General features: G+C 63.6%; 16 protein-coding genes. 10 read left to right on the top strand and 6 right to left on the bottom strand.

What is annotated here, in order from left to right; genetic code table 11:
• Positions 1-131 precede the first annotated feature (131 nt).
• From F3J17_RS01040 to F3J17_RS01030, 3 genes are all read left to right on the top strand, one after another.
• Complete coding sequence (locus F3J17_RS01040) at positions 132-905, top strand: putative hydro-lyase (protein WP_167052947.1); 774 nt, start codon at positions 132-134, stop codon at positions 903-905.
• Between the two features lie 49 nt (positions 906-954).
• Entirely contained in the window at positions 955-2253 is a 1299-nt protein-coding gene (locus F3J17_RS01035; RefSeq protein WP_167052945.1) for an MFS transporter, read from the top strand.
• A gap of 70 nt (positions 2254-2323) precedes the next feature.
• Entirely contained in the window at positions 2324-5962 is a 3639-nt protein-coding gene (locus F3J17_RS01030; RefSeq protein WP_167052943.1) for a hydantoinase B/oxoprolinase family protein, read from the top strand.
• A gap of 1 nt (position 5963) precedes the next feature.
• Here F3J17_RS01030 and F3J17_RS01025 read toward each other — a convergent pair whose 3' ends face one another.
• Positions 5964-7205, bottom strand: coding sequence for a DUF2252 family protein (locus F3J17_RS01025; protein WP_167052941.1), 1242 nt, complete (start codon positions 7203-7205; stop codon positions 5964-5966).
• Positions 7206-7568: 363 nt separating this feature from the next.
• Here F3J17_RS01025 and F3J17_RS01020 point away from each other — a divergent pair, with 363 nt between their 5' ends.
• The 3 genes from F3J17_RS01020 to F3J17_RS01010 all read left to right on the top strand — a co-directional run bounded on the left by F3J17_RS01020 (position 7569) and on the right by F3J17_RS01010 (position 10823).
• Positions 7569-8027: a hypothetical protein gene (locus F3J17_RS01020; RefSeq protein WP_167052939.1), complete on the top strand. Its 459-nt coding sequence runs from the start codon at positions 7569-7571 to the stop codon at positions 8025-8027.
• Between the two features lie 100 nt (positions 8028-8127).
• Positions 8128-10242 (top strand): phospholipase C, phosphocholine-specific, encoded by a 2115-nt coding sequence (locus F3J17_RS01015; RefSeq protein WP_167052937.1) that lies wholly within the window; start codon positions 8128-8130, stop codon positions 10240-10242.
• Positions 10243-10379: 137 nt separating this feature from the next.
• Positions 10380-10823: a GFA family protein gene (locus F3J17_RS01010; RefSeq protein ID WP_167052935.1), complete on the top strand. Its 444-nt coding sequence runs from the start codon at positions 10380-10382 to the stop codon at positions 10821-10823.
• Here F3J17_RS01010 and F3J17_RS01005 read toward each other — a convergent pair.
• A complete protein-coding gene (locus tag F3J17_RS01005) occupies positions 10805-11677 on the bottom strand; it encodes a LysR family transcriptional regulator (RefSeq protein WP_167052933.1) in 873 nt (290 codons plus the stop codon). The genes F3J17_RS01010 and F3J17_RS01005 overlap by 19 nt on opposite strands.
• Before the next feature lie 102 nt (positions 11678-11779).
• On the opposite strand from F3J17_RS01005, the gene F3J17_RS01000 reads away from it, so the two are divergent.
• The gene (locus F3J17_RS01000; protein ID WP_167052931.1) at positions 11780-12205 is read left to right on the top strand and encodes a VOC family protein; all 426 of its coding nucleotides are present in this window, start codon (positions 11780-11782) and stop codon (positions 12203-12205) included.
• Positions 12206-12258: 53 nt separating this feature from the next.
• Here F3J17_RS01000 and F3J17_RS00995 read toward each other — a convergent pair whose 3' ends face one another.
• The 3 genes from F3J17_RS00995 to F3J17_RS00985 all read right to left on the bottom strand — a co-directional run bounded on the left by F3J17_RS00995 (position 12259) and on the right by F3J17_RS00985 (position 14404).
• Positions 12259-13116 (bottom strand): alpha/beta hydrolase, encoded by an 858-nt coding sequence (locus F3J17_RS00995; protein WP_167052929.1) that lies wholly within the window; start codon positions 13114-13116, stop codon positions 12259-12261.
• A gap of 138 nt (positions 13117-13254) precedes the next feature.
• Positions 13255-13701 (bottom strand): GNAT family N-acetyltransferase, encoded by a 447-nt coding sequence (locus tag F3J17_RS00990; protein WP_167052927.1) that lies wholly within the window; start codon positions 13699-13701, stop codon positions 13255-13257.
• Positions 13694-14404 (bottom strand): GNAT family protein, encoded by a 711-nt coding sequence (locus F3J17_RS00985; protein WP_167052925.1) that lies wholly within the window; start codon positions 14402-14404, stop codon positions 13694-13696. The genes F3J17_RS00990 and F3J17_RS00985 overlap by 8 nt, the downstream gene beginning before the upstream one ends.
• 459 nt (positions 14405-14863) lie before the next feature.
• Here F3J17_RS00985 and F3J17_RS00980 point away from each other — a divergent pair, with 459 nt between their 5' ends.
• The 3 genes from F3J17_RS00980 to F3J17_RS00970 all read left to right on the top strand — a co-directional run bounded on the left by F3J17_RS00980 (position 14864) and on the right by F3J17_RS00970 (position 17168).
• Positions 14864-15409, top strand: a complete 546-nt coding sequence (locus F3J17_RS00980; RefSeq protein ID WP_027816500.1) for a sigma-70 family RNA polymerase sigma factor — start codon at positions 14864-14866, stop codon at positions 15407-15409.
• The gene (locus F3J17_RS00975; RefSeq protein WP_167052923.1) at positions 15406-16047 is read left to right on the top strand and encodes a DUF1109 domain-containing protein; all 642 of its coding nucleotides are present in this window, start codon (positions 15406-15408) and stop codon (positions 16045-16047) included. The genes F3J17_RS00980 and F3J17_RS00975 overlap by 4 nt, the downstream gene beginning before the upstream one ends.
• A gap of 437 nt (positions 16048-16484) precedes the next feature.
• Positions 16485-17168 (top strand): response regulator transcription factor, encoded by a 684-nt coding sequence (locus tag F3J17_RS00970; RefSeq protein ID WP_167052921.1) that lies wholly within the window; start codon positions 16485-16487, stop codon positions 17166-17168.
• A gap of 28 nt (positions 17169-17196) precedes the next feature.
• Here the strand turns inward: F3J17_RS00970 and F3J17_RS00965 are convergent, their stop codons facing one another.
• Complete coding sequence (locus F3J17_RS00965) at positions 17197-17967, bottom strand: response regulator transcription factor (RefSeq protein WP_167052919.1); 771 nt, start codon at positions 17965-17967, stop codon at positions 17197-17199.
• Between the last annotated feature and the right edge of the window lie 243 nt (positions 17968-18210).

Raw genomic sequence — 18210 nt, 5'->3', positions numbered from 1 at the left:
CGGCTAAAAAAACTAGTTGGCGTCAAATTTTCTTCTTTTCTAAGCTGTGTCAAACAGCGAACGACTCGCAACGCATCGATTTCGCTGCCATTGCACCCACCCTCCGTCATCGATAGAAGCAGACTCAACCCATGACTCCGTATGAATTCCGCCAGGCCGTTCGACACGGCGATTTCCGTGGACCGACCGCCGGCCATTGCGGCGACTACGCACAAGCCAATCTGGCAATCCTGCCTGCCGCATTCGCGCACGACTTTCTGCGCTTTTGTCATGCGAATCCGAAGGCGTGCCCGTTGTTGGGTGTCAGCGAGCCGGGCGATTTCCGCGTGCCGATGCTCGGCCGCGATATCGACATTCGCACCGACGTGCCCGCGTATAACGTTTATCGTGACGGAATCCTAAGTGAATGCGTCGAATCGATCGAAGCCGTGTGGCAAGACGATTTCGTGGTTTTCGCGATTGGCTGCTCGTTCTCGTTCGAGCAGATGCTCGCGAAGGAAGGCATCGGCCTGCGCCATGTTGAGGAGGGCCGCAATGTTCCGATGTATCGCACGCAGATCGCGAACCGCCGCGCGGGAGCGTTTGGCGGCGAACTGGTTGTGTCGATGCGTCCGCTGCGCGGCGCCGATGCGATTCGCGCCGTGCAGATCACGAGCCGCTTTCCTGGCGTGCACGGCGCGCCCGTGCATATCGGCGAGGCGGCGGAACTCGGTATCGCCGATCTTGCACGGCCTGAGTTTGGTGACGCCGTGACAATCCGGCCGGGCGAGTTGCCGGTCTACTGGGCCTGCGGCGTGACGCCTCAAACGGCGTTGATGGCCGCAAAACTACCGCTCGCGATTGCCCATGCCCCCGGTCACATGCTGATGACCGATATCACCAACGCATCGCTGGCCGTGTTCTAGGCCAGACGACGCCACAGATTCCCCACGCGTCTATCAACAGGAGCGACAGATGGACAGCAAGACATTCGCAGCCAGCGCGGGCGAGACCGCCGCAGAAGAAAGCGGTTCGCAGCTTTCCTGGTACGCAGAAGCGGGCCCTCGCGCACGCCGCGCGTTCTGGAGTTGCAAAGTCGGGTACATGCTCGACGGCATGGACACGCAGATGCTGTCCTTTGTGATTCCCACGCTGGTCGCCACCTGGGGCATTTCGCTGGGCGATGCCGGCTTTATCGGCACCATGACGCTCCTTTCGTCGGCGCTGGGCGGCTGGATCGCGGGCATTCTCTCCGACCGCATTGGCCGTGTGCGCACGCTGCAATTGACCGTGCTCTGGTTCGCGCTTTTCACGGGGCTTTGCGGCCTTGCGCAAAACTACCATCAGTTGCTCGCCGCGCGTGCGCTGATGGGATTCGGCTTCGGCGGGGAATGGACGGCCGGAGCCGTGCTGATCGGCGAAGTCATCCGTGCGCGCGATCGCGGCAAGGCCGTGGGCCTGGTGCAATCGGGCTGGGCGATTGGCTGGGGCATCGCTGCGCTGCTTTATGCCGTGCTGTTCTCGATCATGGCGCCGGAAATGGCATGGCGCGCGCTGTTCCTGATCGGGCTCGTGCCCGCCTTGCTGGTTCTGGTGATCCGTCGATATGTCAAGGAACCCGAAGTATTCGAGCAAACGCGCAGCGCACAAAAGGAGGCGAACGATACGCCGCGCTTTACCGAGATCTTCGCGCCGAAGCTGCTCTCGACGACCTTGCGTGCCGCCTTGCTGACAACGGGCGCTCAGGGCGGCTACTACGCGATTACCACCTGGCTGCCGACCTTTCTCAAAACCGAACGCCATCTCACCGTAATGGGCACCGGCGGCTACCTGGCGATGATCATTGTCGGTTCCTACGTCGGCTATCTGTCGAGTGCGTGGCTCACTGACCGTCTTGGCCGCAAGCCGAACTTCATCCTGTTCGCGGTCGGGTCGATGGCGATCGCATTCGCCTATACCTCGCTGCCGCTGACGAACGCTTCGATGCTGTGGCTGGGATTTCCGCTGGGCTTCTTCGCTTCCGGCATCTTTTCCGGCATGGGCGCATTCCTCACCGAACTCTTTCCCACCCGCGTGCGCGGTTCGGGGCAGGGCTTCTGCTACAACGTCGGTCGTGCGATCGGGGCGCTGTTTCCCGTGTTGATCGGTGCGCTGTCCAAACAGTTCGGGCTGGGCACGAGCATCGGTATCTTCGCCGTTGCCGCCTACGGCGTGTTGATCGTCGCCGCGCTGACGCTGCCCGAAACGCGCGGCCGCGAACTCGAATCTACCTGATTTCAAGGCTCGCGACGAGCGAGCCTTATTTCGATCGATATTATTTCGTCATCCTTATAGAAAACGCGCCATGAATCACGCTCAAACCCCTGACGCATGCACGCCTTCCCGCTGGCAGTTCTGGATCGACCGCGGCGGCACGTTCACCGACATCGTTGCGCGCCGCCCCGACGGCACGCTCACGACACACAAGCTGCTCTCGGAGAATCCCGAGCAATACCGCGATGCGGCGGTGGCCGGCATCCGTCATTTGCTGGGCCTGAACGCCGATCAACCCATCACACCGCGCGACGTGGAAATGGTCAAGATGGGCACCACGGTTGCGACCAACGCGCTGCTGGAGCGCAAAGGTGAGGCGGTTGCGCTCGTAACCACGCGAGGTTTTCGCGATGTGCTGCGCATCGCGTATCAAAACCGGCCGCGCCTGTTCGATCTCGACATCGCTTTGCCAGAAGCGCTCTATGACCGTGTGGTCGAAATCGACGAACGGTTGAGCGCGCAAGGCGACGTAGTCGAATCGCTCAATCTGGAAAGCGCGGAAAACGCGCTGCGTGAGGTCTATGAAGCTGGCATCCGCGCGCTCGCTATCGTGCTGATCCACGGTTATCGCCATACTGGACACGAAAGCGCGCTCGCTGCGCTGGCGTGGCGCTTGGGATTCACACAGGTTTCGGTGTCGCATGAAGTTTCGCCGCTCATGAAGATGGTGTCGCGCGGCGATACCACGGTCGTGGACGCCTATCTGTCGCCGATCCTGCGTCGCTATGTCGATCAGGTCGCGAGCGAAATGCCGGGCGTGAATCTGCAATTCATGCAAAGCAGCGGCGGCCTGACGCGCGCCGATCGCTTCCAGGGCAAGGACGCGATTCTGTCCGGGCCGGCCGGCGGCATCGTCGGCATGGTGCGCGCGGCGCAAGCGGCGGGCTTTGACCGTGTGATTGGTTTCGATATGGGCGGCACGTCAACCGACGTGTCGCATTTCAACGGCGAATTCGAGCGCGTGTTCGAAACCCAGGTGGCCGGTGTTCGCATGCGTGCGCCGATGATGAGCATTCACACGGTCGCCGCGGGCGGCGGTTCGGTGCTGGGCTTCGACGGCGCGCGGCTTCGCGTCGGCCCCGACTCGGCGGGCGCGAACCCCGGTCCGTGCGCCTACCGCAGAGGCGGCCCGCTGACCGTCACGGACTGCAACGTCATGCTCGGCAAGATCCAGCCCGACTGGTTTCCGCGCGTGTTCGGGCCGCAGGCGAACGAGTCGCTCGATCACGCCGCGGTCGTCGCGCGCTTCAAGGCGTTGGCCGACACGATTTTCGCTGCGACCGGTCAGCGCCGCACGCCGGAAGAGATCGCCGAAGGCTATCTGGAGATCGCCATCGGCAGCATGGCGAATGCCATCAAGAAAATCTCGGTGCAGCGAGGCCACGATGTTTCGCAATACGTATTAACGACATTTGGCGGTGCGGGCGGCCAGCATGCATGTGGTGTGGCAGACGCTCTGGGCATGAGCCGCGTGTTCGCGCATCCCCTCGCGGGCGTGCTGTCGGCGTTCGGCATGGGACTCGCCGATCAAACCGCGATGCGCGAGCGCGCACTGGAACGGGTGCTTGAGGAATCGTCGCTACCGGGCGTCGAAGCGGCGCTCGACACGCTCGCGCAGGAAGCCGTGGGCGCGCTGCGCGAGCAGGGCGTGGACGCCGCGCGCATCAGCACCGCGCGTCGCGTCCATCTGCGTTATCAAGGCACGGATTCGGCGCTCGCGGTGAATGCGGGCAGCGTCGACGCCATGCGCGCCGCGTTTGAAGCCGCTTATCGTCAACGCTACGCGTTTCTGATGCCCGACACGCCACTGGTGGTCGAACTCGCGTCGGTCGAAGCCATTGGCCACGCCGATGCCCAACCTGTGACGGCCATGCTCGCGTCGCGCGAAGCGGGCGGCGCGCCGCAGAAGCAGGCAAACGTGCGTTTCTACTCCGGTGGCAACTGGCACGACGCCGCGCTCTACCAGCGCGATACCCTGCTGGAAGGCGATGTGCTCGACGGCCCGGCGATTATCGCGGAGAAAAACGGCACCACGGTGGTCGAGCCTGGGTGGCAGGCCGCGCTGACCACGCAGGGCAACGTGATCATGACGCGCGTGCAGCCGTTGCCCACGCGTCGCTCGATGGGTACCGAGGCCGATCCCGTGCGCCTTGAAATTTTCAATAACCTCTTTATGTCGATCGCCGAGCAGATGGGTTTGCGCCTGCAAAACACGGCCTATTCGGTCAACATCAAGGAGCGCCTGGACTTCTCGTGCGCGATCTTCGACGCGGCTGGCAACCTCATCGCGAACGCGCCGCACATGCCCGTGCATCTGGGATCGATGGGCGAAAGCATCAAGACCGTTATCGAGCGCAATCGCGGCACGATGCGCGACGGCGACGTCTTCATGCTCAACGATCCGTATCACGGCGGCACGCATTTGCCCGACGTGACAGTCATCACGCCCGTCTTCGCGGACGGCAGCGCAGAGCCCCTGTTTTATGTTGGTTCGCGCGGTCATCACGCGGATATCGGCGGCATTACGCCTGGCTCGATGCCCGCGGCCTCGACGCATATCGAAGAGGAAGGCGTGCTGATCGATAACTGGCAACTGGTGTCGGCGGGCGTGTTGCGTGAGCGCGAAACGCGCGCGTTGCTGGCGTCTGGGCGTTATCCGGCGCGCAATATCGATCAGAACATGGCCGATCTGCGCGCCCAGGTTGCTGCGAACCAGAAGGGCGTCGACGAGTTGCGCCGCATGGTTGCGCAATTCGGCCGCGACGTGGTGCTCGCCTTCATGCAGCACGTGCAGGATAACGCCGAAGAAGCGGTGCGCCGTGTGATTGACGCGCTCAAGGACGGTGCGTACCGCTACGAACTGGATAACGGCGCGGTGATCGAAGTGTCGATTCGCGTGGATGCCCGCATGCGCAGCGCGACGATCGATTTCAGCGGCACGTCGGCGCAATTGCCGAATAACTTCAACGCGCCGAAGGCCGTGTGCATGGCGGCGGTGCTCTACGTATTCCGCACGCTGGTGGGCGACGACATTCCGCTCAATGCAGGCTGCCTGAAACCGTTGAGCGTGATCGTGCCCGAACGCTCGATGCTCAATCCCGTGTATCCGGCGGCCGTGGTGTCGGGCAACGTCGAGACGTCTTCGGCAATCACGAATGCGCTTTATGGCGCGCTTGGCATCGTGGCGTCGAGTCAGGGGACTATGAACAATTTCACCTTCGGCGATGCGCAGTATCAGTACTACGAAACGATTGCGGGCGGCAGTGGCGCGGGCGAAGGTTTCAGCGGTGTGGACGCGGTGCAGACGCATATGACGAACTCGCGTCTGACCGATCCCGAGGTGCTCGAATGGCGCTATCCCGTGCGGCTCGAATCGCATCTGATCCGCGCGGATTCGGGCGGGGCGGGGCGCTGGCGCGGCGGCAACGGCGCAGTGCGGCGCATCCGCTTCCTCGCGCCGATGACGGCTTCGATCCTCTCGAACAATCGCATTCACGCGCCCTTTGGCGCAGCGGGCGGCGCGGCCGGGAGTGCGGGCCGCAACCATGTCGAGCGCGCGCGCGGCGAAGTCGTGGCGCTCGGCCATATCGCCAGCGTGGAGATGGCCGAGGGCGATGTGTTCGTCGTCGAAACGCCGGGTGGCGGCGGTTACGGACGCCTGGACGCCTGAGCTAGTTCACGCCGGTGGCAAAACGCCGGCAGTGTTCCAGATACCCCGCCTCATGGCTGCTCGCGAGTTGCACCACGCTGTTCCAGAGCCACAGCGGCGCATCGATCGTCTTCGAGCGATTGCGCCGCAGTTCCGCGAGCCAGCCACGCCGTGTGGGCGGGTCCATCTGCCGCGCGTGCGCCTTGCCCACTACCGCGGCTAGATAGAACGCCACTTTGCGCGCGTCGTCCTTGTCGAGTTCGTCGATTTCGAGCTTGAGATCCTGCGGCAGCAATTCGCGGATCACGACGGCACGATCGAGCAGGCGCGCCGCGCGCATGCGCTCGCCCAGAAAGGGCGACAGGTGGCGCGCGCCTTCCACCACGCGTTCGGCGTTATCGCGCGGCATGGACGCATCTTCGTAACGCGGCGCGGCGGCTTTCACGCCCTCCTTGATATCCATGAGGCAAAGATCGTCGCCTTCGATCACGCCGCCGTCCACGTCCAGCAACACCGCGTAGCGCAGGCGCCCAAGCGAGCTGCAGCCCTTCACCCAGTACGCGGCGTCCAGCACTTCCACTTCGCCAGAATCGTTGCGCCCGCGCAGACCCGTGGGCAAGCTGGCAATCGCTTCGTCGGCGAAGAGTCCTGTGATCGCCTTGCTTTCTTCGCGCGTGAGCGGCCAGAAACGCTTGCCAAGTGGAATCGTCGGCTTGAGATCTTCGATGCGCTCTTCCGCGAGATGCCGCCAGGAACGGCGCACCGCGAGCTTCATCGCCAGATGAACCGGCTCGGGCCGCTCGGGCAATTCGGGCTTTTTACGCCTGGTGTCGAACGCCGATTCATACCCCGCCGCGAGCGCCTCCATCATATGCACGATGGTCAGCCCGGAAAGCGACGACCCGCGCGCCGCAGTCGCAAGCGATAGCCCCAACCGGATGAGATCGTGCGCGGGATTGCCGATCACGGTCTGATCGAGATCGCGGATATGGATTTCGACCTTGCCGTCCTGATTCGCAACGGGGCCGAGATTACCCGTATGGCAGTCGCCGCAGATCCACACAGCGGGACCGCGCGGCAGCGAACCGCCGTTGGCCTCGACGATCCATTCGTAAAACTGCTCAGTCGCACCGCGCACATAAGCATGCGGCGAGCGCGCCATTTTCAGGCGGCGCTGTTCGGTGAGGATCGCCTGGCGTTGCGCGGGCTTGGGTAGTTTCTTCGCGCGCCGGGATTCGAGTTTCGCATCCTTTGAATCGAGCATCAGCGCGCTTTCTTTCTCATTGCGTTTATTGCTGAGTTTGTCGTTCTTTGTCGCCGGTTTGCTTTTCGTTTTGCTGCTTGCCTGGCTTTTCATCGGCGCCCCCTTTGCTTTGACGGACGGATATTCGCGTTGTGCTTTTCCATTGTGCGCGTTTGCCCGTGCAAGCGGCGTGCCGCGAGTTTTATTACGATCTGAAAGCATTATGGCTGGTCGAATTAAAAGCGCTCGCGGCCACGCGTCATAAAACTTAAAAGCGTTTTCGTTATGCTCCATCGCGCCTTACCGCTGCTTTCACCGCGTTAAGGCGACGCTCGGGCCGCCTCCTCGAGCCGTTGTTGTGCCTCTATCTGTTCGGAGACTTCGATGACGGTCGAATTCGTGCCGGCGCGCCCGCGTATGCGGAGCGTGCCGCGCAAACGTTTGAGCCTGCCCGGCGTTCTGCTCAGCAGCGTCATGGCTGCATGGGTGATGTGCGCGACAAGCGCATGCAGCGATCGCGCCGACGACGCACGCGTTGCGCTCACCACGAGCGCCGCGCGTGAACTCGCACAAACGCAACCCGCGCCTGCCATTGCGGCACCACCCGCCCCGCAGCAGGGCGCGGCACCGCTTGCGGACACGGTTTCAACCTCATCGACTTCCCTGGACAGTGCGAACGGCAGCGCCGCCATCGGCGTGCAAGCCATTCGCTCGCCCGCTCGCGCGCCAGCCTCACCCGACGGCGCGAGCAGTGCGGACAGCATCAACAGCGGCGCGGATGTCGCCAACACCGCAACCAGCAACGCGCCGCTCGCCCCACCCGAGATTCACACCGCCGATTGACAACGGACTGCACCCGGCCGCGCGACCCGCGCCGCCTGCCGTCGCTCGTGACGGCGCGGCGTCGCGCGTGCTTTCTCAACCTGAAGATGGAAACCACAACATGACTTCGAGAAGCCGCCGTGACTTTCTCCGCACCGCCGCGATGAGCGCCGGTTCGGCCACCGCCCTGACGATGCTGCCGCAAGGCATCCGCAACGCGCTTGCGATCCCTGCGAACAATCGCACGGGCAGCATCCAGGACGTCGAGCACATCGTCATCCTGATGCAGGAAAACCGCTCGTTCGACCATTACTTCGGCACGCTGCGCGGCGTGCGCGGATTTGGCGACACGCGCACTATCACGCTGCCCACCGGCAAGCCGGTGTGGAACCAGCCGCTCGCGGCGGGCATTGGCGAAGTGCTGCCGTTTCATCCGACGGCCGCCAACCTGGGCCTGCAGTTCATCCAGGATCTGCCGCACGACTGGCCGACCACGCACGCCGCCTGGAACGGCGGCCGCTATGACCAGTGGGTGCCCGCCAAGGGCACGACGACGATGGCGTACCTCACGCGCGACGACATCCCGTTCCACTACCAGCTCGCCGACGCGTTCACGATCTGCGACGCCTATCACTGCTCGACGCTGACCTCGACGGACCCGAACCGCTACTACATGTGGACCGGCTGGGTCGGTAACGACGGCAGCGGCGGCGGCCCGGTGGTCGACAACGCGGAAGCGGGCTACGGCTGGTCCACCTATCCCGAAGTGCTGCAGAACGCGGGCATTTCGTGGAAGATCTACCAGGACATCGGCGAAGGTCTGGACGCCAAGGGCTCGTGGGGCTGGACGGGCGACAATCCGTACATCGGCAATTACGGCGACAACTCGCTGCTTTACTTCCATCAATATCAGAACGCGCAGCCGGGCAACCCGCTCTATGACCGCGCTCGCACGGGCACCAACGTGCTCGCGGGCGGCGGCTATTTCGACGTGCTCAAACAGGACGTGGCGAACAACACGCTGCCGCAGGTGTCGTGGATCGTCGCGCCCGAAGCCTATTCGGAACATCCGAACTGGCCGGCGAACTACGGCGCGTGGTATGTCGATCAGGTGCTGCAGATCCTCACGTCGAACCCGGACCTGTGGAGCAAGACCGTCCTGCTGGTGAACTACGACGAGAACGACGGCTTCTTCGATCACCTTGCGCCGCCGTTTCCGCCCGCATCGAGCGCGAACGGTCTGTCGACGGTCGACACCACCAACGAAATTTTCCCGGGCAGCAGCAAATACGCATCGGGACCGTATGGGCTTGGACCGCGTGTGCCGATGATGGTGGTGTCGCCCTGGTCGCGCGGCGGCTGGGTGTGCTCGGAGACCTTCGATCACACGTCGGTGATCCGCTTCATCGAAAAGCGCTTTGGCTCGCATCACGATCTGGCCGAACCGAACATCACGCCGTGGCGTCGCGCCGTGTGCGGTGATCTGACCTCTGCGTTCAACTTCGCCACGCCCAACGCCGCGCTGCCGACGCTGCCTTCGACGACGGGCTACGCGCCGCCCGACAAGCTGCGGCATCCCGACTACGTGCCGGTGCCGCCGCTGGTCGGCAGCGTGCCGAAGCAGGAGAGCGGCGTGCGTCTCGCGCGTGCGCTGCCCTATGAGCTGTTCGTGCGCTTCAATGCGAACGCGTCGACGGGCAAGGCGAAGGCGCACTTCATCAACACGGGGCGCGCGGGCGCGGTGTTCCTGGTCTATGCGACGGGCAGCGCGGCTGCGCCGCTGACCTACACGGTCGAAGCGGGCAAGCGACTTGAAGATCAGCTGACGATCGGCGCCACGGGCGCGTACGATTTCACGGTGCATGGTCCGAACGGTTTCCTGCGCCGCTTCGCGGGCAAGCAGACGCAGACGGGCTGGTTCAGCCACGGCGAGACGGCGCGTCCCGAAGTGGCCGAAGGCTACGACGTGGCGAACGGCAATCTGCAATTGCGCCTTGAAAACGTCGGCGGCGCGCGTTGCCAGTTCACGATCGTCAATGCCTACGACCCGGGCACGAAGATCCAGCGCACGGTGCGCGGCGGCGACACCGAGCAGCTCTATCTGGACCTGCGCAACGCCTACGGCTGGTATGACCTGACGATCACCGTCGATAGCGATTCGACCTTCGTGCGCCGCATTGCGGGTCACGTCGAAACGGGCCACCCGAGCTATAGCGATCCGGCGCTGGGCGGCTGATAGGCGGTTTTCTCGGGCTGCAAAGACCACGGTTGCGCTGCGAAGCGCGCCGTGGTTTTTTATTGGCATGACACGCAACAAAGGGGGAGGGCGCGAAACGTGGTCAAATCGCGCGCATCAAACTAAAGGGAGACGTCATGGGCGATTCCACCCAGCTTGCCTGCCTTTGCGGCGCGGTCAAAATCGATCTGATCGGCGAACCTGCCGCGCGCGCGAACTGCCACTGTGCAAGCTGCCGCGACTTCTACGCCACGTCGATGCTTTCGGCTACCGCATGGCCAAGCGGGGACGTCGTGACGCAGGGCGCGCTACAGGTCTTTCAGCATCCCACGAAGCAGATGTCGCGCGCGTTTTGCCCGGCGTGCGGCGAGACGGTGTTCGGCACCAATCGTCTTGGCTTGCGAGTGGTGCTAAACAGCCTGCTCGCGCGTGCGCACGATGGCGCGCTGCCCGAAAACCGCACGCCGACGATGCATCTGTTCTACCGGCATCGCGTAGTCGAAGTGCGCGATTCGCTGATCAAATACCTCGACGGCTGGGACGGCCCGACCATCGACGACGATCACCCCACCGCACCCTGACCCGCAAGCAACCCAAGCAGTACCCTTGCCGCTTCGCTCATCTGCACGGCGTCGCGATGCACGACGCCGATATCGCGATGAAACGTATGGTGACCGAGATCGATAGCGCGCACGTCCGCGGGCCAACGTCGCCAGGTGGCGGTCTGCGGCACGAGCGCTACGCCCACGCCATTGCCGACCAGCTTCACGATCGCTTCCAGCTCGTCGAGCTCGCACACTTCCTGCACGACGATCTGCATGCGCTTGAGGAAGCGATCGACCTGACGCCCACCAAACGAAGCGCGGTCATAGCGGATAAACGCCTGCTGCGCGAGCAGCGCCATCCAGTCGTTGCCTTTGAGCGCGCGCGGCACGATCAGCCGGAACGGCTCGCTGGCGATGGGGCTCCAGCGCAGATCGCTTTGCAGGGCGAAGGGTGGGCGAATGATCGCGGCGAAATCGAGTTCGCCCGCATCGACGAGATTGACGAGCTCCATCGACAGCCCCGGAATCACGCGCGTATGCGCGCCCGGACATTGGCGATGAAACGCGGCGAGCGCACCAGGCAACTGCGCGCGCTGCACCGATGCAATCGCGCCGATATTCACGCGCACCTCGGCGGCGGGGTCGACGCTCACGGTGCTCAGCTTGCCGTAGAGCCGCAACACTTCCTGCGCCTGTCCCAGCACCTGCCGGCCGCGCACGTTCAGACGCGCATGGCGTCCCTCGCGCTCGAACAGCGCGAAGCCCAGTTCGGCTTCGAGACGCTGCATCTGTGCGCTCACGGCGGCCTGGGTCAGGCCGATGCGCTTGCCGGCGGCGGCAAAGGTGCCTTCGCGCGCCACGGCCAGCAGGGTGGTCAGCTCGCGGATCATTCACAAAAATAATTGATGAATTGCGAAATTATATATTGATTTTATTTTTCAACCGCGCGGCCTACCATGGCGCGACACAGAGAAAACAGGAAGGAGCAAGCCATGAGTCTTTCGCCGTTTCACCTGGCGATTCCCGTCTACGATCTGGCCGCCGCGCGCGATTTTTATGGCCGCGTGTTCGGTCTCGCGGAAGGGCGTTCGAGCGACCACTGGGTCGATTTCGATTTTTTCGGGCATCAGCTGGTGATTCACGAGCATCCGAAAACCGCTTCGCAGGAAGCCGCGCACACCAACGCCGTTGATGGTCATGACGTGCCGGTGCCGCATTTCGGCGTGGTGCTGGAATGGGAGCGGTGGGAAGCGCTGGCGCAACGGCTGCGCGAGTTCGGCACGCAGTTCGTGATCGAGCCGTATATCCGCTTTCAGGGGCAGGTGGGCGAACAGGCCACGATGTTCCTGTTCGATCCGTGCGGCAATGCGCTGGAATTCAAGGCGTTCAAGGATATCGGGCAGCTGTTTGCCAAATGAACGCCTGAATCAGAAAGGGCGCGCGAGGGAGGAATACGCGCGCCTGACAGGCTTTATCGGCCTTCGTAGATGAAGTTGCGCACGTGCGTGTTGAAGAGATCGGCGTGCGTGCCGTTCATGCCGTGCGTTGCGCCCTTCATGGTCACGCGCTGTGCGAAGTCGATCCATTCTTCGAGCGCTTCGACGTTGTTGCGGAACATCAGCGGGCTGCGCTGGCCGTCGATCAGCAGCGTGCGGCACTTGATGTCGGCGGCCGGGCGGCGCGTGTAGGCGGGCAGCGGGTCGTCCAGTTGCTTGGGCAGCGTCGTCGCATTGGCGATCGCCATTTCGCGGAATTCGTGCGTGCTCTTGCGCCATGCGCCGGGAATGCTCACCGAATCCACAAACAGTTCCAGACCGTCTTCGAGCTGACCATTGCCGATCAGATCGGCCGCGCGCGTGCGCAGCGCGTTGGTGGCGGGCGGCAGGACGTCGTCGTCTTCTTCGAGGCGGCGCAGCGGGCCACCCGGATCGGCCAGCACGAGCGTGCGTACCAGACGCGGATAACGGCGCGCGAGGTGATAGGCGATGCTGCCGCCGCGCGAGTGGCCGACGAGGTGCACGGATTCCAGACCCAGCGCGTCGATGAACTCGGCCAGTTCGTGCAGATGGCTTTCCCAGCCGAACTCGCCTTGAATACAGGCGTCGGCGGCCGGCCAGTAATGGCTCAGGCTCGGCGCGATGCAGCGGAAATCGTCTTCAAGGCCGTCGAGCTGCGGCGCCCAGTAGCGGTAATCGCACAGCGAGCCGTGTACGAACAGCAGCGGCTCACCCGTCCCCCGTTCGAGGTAAGGCAGAACGACGCCCGAGTCGAGCGTCGCGAACGACAGATCGGGCGGGGCAAGCAGGGACGGATCAATGCGTTGGTTCACTTGGAGATCACTCCATTCGCGGAGATGACACTTTGCCGCATCGGAACGCTTATGGGAAACGCATTAAATTGATGCTTGCGATCAGTTTTTCTGATTGACAGCTGGGTGAAACCCTAGGTTTCATAGGTGAAACGCATCTCAGAGTGTGAGACGGTAGCGCACGAAGTCGTCGGCGGCGGTGAATTCGTCGTAGAGCTTGCGCGCAGGGTTGTCCTCGCGTGTGTGCCAATAGAGGCGCGACCAGCCGCGCTGCTTGCCCAGCGCGACCAGATCGGCGATCAGCGCGCGGCCCACCCCGGCGCCGCGCGCGGCGGGATCGACGAACAGATCTTCCAGATAGCAGATCGGCGCGTCGACCCAGGTGCCCTCGTGCAGCACGCTCAGGCTGAAGCCGACCACGCGTGCGTCCACTTGCGCGATGCGGCCGAACAGGGCCGCATCGGCGTCGAGCAGGCGCTGCCAGGTGCGCTCGCTGATCCGCGGCGCGACTTCGGTCTCATAGAACGCGTTGTAGCCCGCCCAGAGGCGGAGCCAGTCCGCCCGGTCGGCGCTCGCGATATCGCGGATGACGATCGCTTCAGGCATCGCGCAGGCTTGCGAGCGAAGCGCGCTGGTTGCCTTGCGCGTCGAAATTGGCGGGCGCGAGCCAGGTTTCGAACGCGCGCTTCACCTGCGGCCAGTCCTGGTCGATGATCGCGTACCAGGCCGTGTCGCGGCTGCGGCCCTTGTACACCACGGCCTGGCGGAAGATACCCTCGAACTGGAAGCCCAGGCGCTGCGCGGTCTTGCGCGACGGCGCATTGAGGCTGTCGCACTTCCATTCGTAGCGGCGGTAGCCGAGCTGGTCGAAGGCGTAGCGCATCAGCAGGTATTGCGCCTCGGTGGAGAGCGCCGTGCGCTTGAGCAGCGGCGAGAACGTTACGCTGCCGACCTCGATGGCGCCGTGCGCCGGATCGATGCGCATCAGCGCGAAGGTGCCGACGGCCTTGCCGCTCGCGCGATCGATGATGGTGTAGTGCAGGGGATCTTCGGAAGCGGCGGCTTTTTCGAGGTAGGCGCGAAAGGACGCGAAATCCGCGAAGGGGCCGATGAACAGATAGGTCCAGTCGCTGCCGTCGGGCGCGGCGCTGTACGCTTCGAAGAGATCGGCGGCATGCCGTTCGACATCGACAGGCTCGATGCGGCAACGCGCGCCTTCGAGCGTCACGCGGGCGGGCCGCTCGCGCGGCGTCCAGCCCTCCAGCGCCGCGCCGATGGGTTGCTGATACTCGTTCGTTCTCGCTGCCATGCTTCACTCGCTCGGTTCGTGCGACCAGGATGTCGCGTGTACGCAGAAATTGCGTCAAAGGTCCATCAAGGTAACCCGGCGCGTGGCTCCTTGAAAGATCCACGAAGCGCAAAGGTCGTAGAGCCACCGCCATCAAAACAGAAAAAGTTGCGTGGCCTGTAACCCGCCGCCCGCCGCGAACGAACTAAGTCGAGAGGCCACACACGCGAGTGTGCGCCGCGGCACCCACATCTGGAGAACGCAAACGTGAGCTGGGCGAACCGGGCAACGCAGTGGCGGCGGGCGGACGAAGCCGGCGCGCAGGGCGGGGCAGTGAGCGCCGCCGTGGGCGCGATGGGCGGTATTGCGGCGCACGACGGCATCGGCTACCCTCACCCGACCGCGCCCCGAATCGACGACGCTACCAGACACGCCGTCGCGGGAGCGGCATCCCATCGTCGCGACAACCCAGGACGCCCTTTGTACCCAGCGGAAATCCGTCTCAAAGCGCTGTTCGTGAGCGGCCTCGAAGGGGACGCCGATGCGTACCGCACTTTTCTGCAGGAGCTCACGCGCCACTTGCGCGCGTACCTGCGCCGGCGCATCCCGCAGTTGCACGACGATGTGGAAGACCTCGTGCAGGAGATCCTGCTCGCGGTGCACAATGCACGCCACACATGGCGTCCCGACGAACCGCTGACCGCCTGGGTGCACGCGATCGCCCGCTACAAGCTGATGGACTTCTTTCGCTCGCGCTCCCGGCGCGAATCGCTCAACGACCCGCTCGACGATCACACCGACCTGTTCGCGCAAGCCGACGACGAACCGGCCCAGGCGCGCCGCGATATCGGCAAGCTCCTCGACCAGTTGCCGGACAAGCAGCGCCTGCCCATCGTCCATGTGAAGCTGGAGGGGCGTTCGGTGGTGGAGGCCGCGAAGCTCACCGGGCTGTCCGAATCGGCCGTCAAGGTGGGCATCCACCGTGGCCTGAAAGCGCTTGCCGCGCGTATCCGGGGGGCGCAATGAAAACCGACGATCTCATCACGCTGCTGTCCACCGGCGTCACGCGCGTGGACCGCAAGGCGGTCGTGCGCCGTTTCGCGCGCGCGTTGCCGCTTGGGCTCGCAGGCTCGCTCGTGCTGGTGGCCGTCGTGTTCGGCGTGCGTCACGATCTGATGGACGTCGCGCAAACGCCGATCTTCTGGGCCAAGATTGCCTTCCCGATGGCGGTGGCAATCGCGGCTGCGCTGACGGTAAGCCGACTCGGGCGGCCCGGCGTGCGCGGCGGTTACGCGTGGGCGCTGGTGGCCGCGCCGTTCGTCGCGGTGTGGCTGGCGGCCTGGGTGACGTTGGGCACCGCAGCGCCCGCCGAACGCGTGCCGCTGATGCTCGGGCTTTCGTGGCGCAGTTGCCCATTCAATATCCTGCTGCTTTCGGTGCCGACCTTCGTCGCGGTGTTCTGGGCCGCGAAAGGGCTGGCGCCAACGCGACCGCGTCTTGCAGGCGCGGCGGCGGGACTCTTCGCGAGCGCGCTCGCCACCATCGCCTACTGCGTCCACTGCCCGGAAATGAGCCCGGCGTTCTGGAGCATCTGGTACGCCATCGGCATGCTGATGCCCGCGGCGATCGGCGCATGGCTCGGCCCGCGTCTGCTGCGCTGGTAAGGCAACGCGCTTCGTTCTGCTGAGCGAAGCGCGGGTGATGTCGCGGTGGGATCGCGATTAATTAGTCATCCTGCTGGTTTTGTCGAAAAAGCGGCGGCGATGCCGTGTCGCGTCGCAGCACAGACGCGCCATTGCGCGTGCGCAATGCCACATCCATGCGACATGATTTAACAACCCCTTCAGTCGCTTTGCTCAATAATGAGATTGTTCATGGCGAGATTGTGCGCAATCCCAGGAAAGCACGAAGATGGTTGCCATGCGTCCCGGAATGGTCACATGCGCTGACTTTCCTGGCCCGAGGTTGGTCGCAGCGCAGACTCTGGTGCTCCCCCTCACCTTAGACCAACTTCATTTGCCGGTCTGGACGTGCACGTCCGACTGGCCTTTTTTTTCCCGGTGAGCAGGTGACGCCAGAAAGTACACGACGTGTTTGACTTATGAGACTTGCCCTATTGACCGCCGATGCTGAACTGGAGGCACTCGTCGCCCGGACGTTGCCGGGCGAAGGCTGCATATGCCATTACTTTGCACTGGGAAGCGCGTTATTGCGCGCACTGCGACGCGAAACCTTCGATCTCCTCGTGGTCGATCACGCCTTGCCCGACATGACGGGTTTGCGCGTGCTGGGCACGGTCAGGGCGATCGTCTCTGTACAGATTCCGGTTTTGTACGTGACCTCGCTCCAGGCCGAAGGCGACGAAGTCTGCGCCTTGAATGGCGGTGCTGACGCCTGTCTGAACCGTCCGGTCGAAGCGGGCGTGTTGCGTGCGCGCGTGGCCTCGGTGTTGCGCCGCGTACGCACGGATTACCTTGAGCGCGCCGATCAACACGCCAACGCTTTCGAGTTCGACCCGGTCGACTGCAGTGTTTCGCGCAACGGCAACCCGATTCATTTGACCTCCCGGCAATTCAGGCTTGCGCTGCTGTTCTATCAGCACATGGGCACGACGCTGTCGCGCGAACACATTCTCGATCTGATCTGGCAAGGCGAGATCGATATCAACATGCGTAGTGTCGACACGCAGATCAGCCGCCTGCGCACAAAGCTGAATCTCGTTCCTGAAAGCGGCTACCGGCTTACTTCGGTACATGGACGCGGCTATCGCCTCGACCGCATCTAGCCGTTTTGGGCGGCTGGATACGGCAGCGCTAGCGCGTCTCCCGCACGGCTTCGAGCCGATAGCCGTAGCCATGCACGGACGTCACCACATAGCCGTTGACGGGATGCAACTGGAGCTTCGAGCGCAGCCAGCAGATGTGCGTATCCACCGTGCGCGAGGTGACGCCGAAGGACTGACGCCAGACCGATTCGAAGATCTGCGCGCGCGACAGCGGCGCGTTGAGATGCCGGAACAGCAGCCGGGCCAGGTCGAATTCGCGCTGGGTCAGCGTGACCGTGCTGCCGCGTAGCGTGACGATGCCGCGGCTCGTATCGAATTCATAGTCGCCGTACCGCTCAAGCGTCGCGGCCTGGCGGCGACGTACGCGGCGCAGCAGTGACGCGACGCGAGCAATCAGCACTTCGGGCGAACGCGATTCCACGAGGTAGTCGTCCGCGCCTGCGTTGAGCGCCAGCGATTCGGCATCTGCATTATCCGGCTCGCCAACGATCAGTAACGGCACATCGGGCACGATGTCGGTGCGCACGAGGTTAAGCGCCTCGATGCTGCGGCTGTCGCGTGCGAAGCCCGCCACAATGAGCATATCGAGCGCGCCACGCCGCAGCATCGTAGCGAGTTCGTCGATCGTCCTGATTTCGATGCACAGATACTCGGCGTGCGTCAGCACGTCGTAGAGGACGCCATGCTGACCGGAGCAATCGAAGAGACCGATGCTAATGACGGAGCGATCCCCGATGGTGTCCGCTTCATGACGCGTGGCAGCCTGAAGCCATGACGACTGCGATTCGTTGTTATCCATGGATGAGCAGCAGCTTTGCGCGCCTGACGCAACGCGATGCAGGCCAATCCTGGCGGATGCCGTCACGTCAGGTCGTTTGAAAACCGATCAAGCGAATCTATTTATGAATGATCGTGCCATTTATGCTGATTTTTATTTCGTACTATGAACGTTCGCCAATCAATCATTCCTGCCCGCACATTAACCATCGAAAATCCGGCAGGCAATCAGACAACTGTTAACTAGCGAAAGAAGCGGGACGTT

The organism is Burkholderia sp. Ax-1719 (genome assembly GCF_011753055.1).
Taxonomy (GTDB): domain Bacteria; phylum Pseudomonadota; class Gammaproteobacteria; order Burkholderiales; family Burkholderiaceae; genus Paraburkholderia.
The sequence above is the reverse complement of the archived record's forward strand: the minus strand, read 5'-3'. Positions and strand labels throughout refer to the sequence as shown.